The sequence below is a fragment of the Halomonas sp. S3-1-1 genome (assembly GCF_023757625.1).
Taxonomy (GTDB): Bacteria; Pseudomonadota; Gammaproteobacteria; order Pseudomonadales; family Halomonadaceae; genus Vreelandella.
In genome coordinates, this window is record NZ_JALGBZ010000014.1 from 1 (window position 1) to 1577 (window position 1577).

1 rRNA gene is annotated in these 1577 nt (G+C 54.2%); it reads left to right on the forward strand.

The features are described from left to right. Positions 1 to 76 precede the first annotated feature (76 nt). Positions 77 to 1577, forward strand: a 23S ribosomal RNA gene (locus MQW23_RS19360); the annotation flags it as partial.

Below are 1577 nucleotides of genomic sequence, written 5' to 3' on the forward strand. Positions count from 1 at the left end.
GCAATTGTTTTGTGATACGTCTCAAGCGTATCCGGCAATCGTTGTCATTGCGGGCCCGGACTCCTTCGGGTTATAGGGTCAAGCAATGAAGCGCACACGGTGGATGCCTAGGCAGCCAGAGGCGATGAAAGACGTGGTAGCCTGCGATAAGGTTCGGTGAGGTGGCAAACGACCTGTGACCCGAACATCTCTGAATGGGGAAACCCACTGACCACAAGGTCAGTATCGTATCCTGAATACATAGGGGTACGAGGCGAACCGGGGGAACTGAAACATCTAAGTACCCCGAGGAAAAGAAATCAACCGAGATTCCCCCAGTAGCGGCGAGCGAACGGGGACCAGCCCTTAAGTTGTGCAATCGATAGGCGAACAGTCTGGGAAGTCTGACCATAGCGGGTGATAGTCCCGTAGCCGAAATCCGAGCACAGTGAAATCGAGTAGGTCGGGGCACGAGAAACCCTGATTGAAGACGGGGGGACCATCCTCCAAGGCTAAATACTCCTGGCTGACCGATAGTGAACCAGTACCGTGAGGGAAAGGCGAAAAGAACCCCGGCGAGGGGAGTGAAATAGATCCTGAAACCGTGTGCGTACAAGCAGTGGGAGCAGACTTGTTCTGTGACTGCGTACCTTTTGTATAATGGGTCAGCGACTTATATTCAGTGGCGAGCTTAACCGAATAGGGGAGGCGTAGAGAAATCGAGTCTTAACTGGGCGACCAGTCGCTGGATATAGACCCGAAACCGGGCGATCTATCCATGAGCAGGGTGAAGGTTGAGTAACATCAACTGGAGGCCCGAACCAGGATCTGTTGAAAAAGATTTGGATGACTTGTGGATCGGAGTGAAAGGCTAATCAAGCCCGGAGATAGCTGGTTCTCCTCGAAAGCTATTTAGGTAGCGCCTCACGTATCACCACCGGGGGTAGAGCACTGTTTCGGCTAGGGGGTCATCCCGACTTACCAACCCGAGGCAAACTCCGAATACCGGTGAGTGCAGCGTGGGAGACACACGGCGGGTGCTAACGTCCGTCGTGAAAAGGGAAACAACCCGGACCGTCAGCTAAGGTCCCCAAATCCTGGTTAAGTGGGAAACGATGTGGGAAGGCTCAGACAGCCAGGAGGTTGGCTTAGAAGCAGCCATCCTTTAAAGAAAGCGTAATAGCTCACTGGTCGAGTCGGCCTGCGCGGAAGATGTAACGGGGCTAAACCAGGTACCGAAGCTACGGGTTCATCCTCTGGATGAGCGGTAGAGGAGCGTCGTGTACGCCGATGAAGGTGGATTGAGAAGTCTGCTGGAGGTATCACGAGTGCGAATGCTGACATGAGTAACGATAAGGGGAGTGAAAAACTCCCCCGCCGGAAGACCAAGGGTTTCTGTTCGATGCTAATCAGAGCAGAGTGAGTCGGCCCCTAAGGCGAGGCCGAAAGGCGTAGTCGATGGGAAACGGGTCAATATTCCCGTACCGGACATGATTGCGATGGGGGGACGGAGAAGGCTAGGTGAGCCAGGCGCTGGTTGTCCTGGTGAAAGCAGGTAGGCTGAACGCTCAGGTAAATCCGGGTGTTCAAGGCCGAGA